The organism is Arhodomonas sp. KWT (genome assembly GCF_010993615.1).
In genome coordinates, this window is sequence record NZ_WNXE01000908.1 from 1 (window position 1) to 682 (window position 682).

The 682-nt window shown below is 65.4% G+C and carries 1 protein-coding gene; it reads right to left on the reverse strand.

The features are described from left to right. The coding region (locus tag G7A99_RS23210) for a sigma-70 factor domain-containing protein (protein ID WP_305792363.1) at window positions 1-422 on the reverse strand (422 nt) is incomplete at its 3' end. Between the last annotated feature and the right edge of the window lie 260 nt (window positions 423-682).

Sequence of the window (682 nt, forward strand, 5' to 3'; positions counted from 1 at the left end):
GCACGGATCAGCCCGAGGTTGCCCTCCTCGATCAGGTCGAGGAAGGCGAGGCCGCGGTTCATGTAGCGCCGGGCGATCTTCACCACCAGGCGCAGGTTGCTCTCGATCATGCGCCGCCGCGACGCCTCGCAGCCGCGCTGGGCGCGACGCGCGTAATAGACCTCCTCGTCAGCGGTGAGCAGCGGCGAGAATCCGATCTCGTTGAGGTAGAGCTGGGTAGCGTCGACGGTGTGCTCGTGCCCCTCTCCGCGCCGGCTGCGCGATGGGGCGGGTTCTTCGGTAGCGCTCTCCCCGTCGTCGGCGATGCCTCCGGCAGCAGCCGGGGCAGCGGCGGGTTCCTCGAGCAGCAGCTCGTCCTCCTCAATACCGCCTACCGGGACTACGGCCTCGGGTTCAACCCTAAGAGCCTGCTTACTGGCCATGTTGCTCCTCCATGCCCGCCGGTACCGACACGCCGGCACCGGACATCTAGGGAACCGGTCGTTCCACGGGAAAACGGGCTTATCGTTATATGGGTCCCAATATATGCCTGCTCGGGAGGCGAAGCAACGGGGCGTGGGCGGGATTCGGAGCCGCCTTAGCGGGACGGGAGATATTTCAACGGATTCACCGGGTTACCGTTTCTCCTCAACTCGAAATGTATCCCGGTATGACCTTTCGGCGTCCGGCCGGCGTGCGCGAG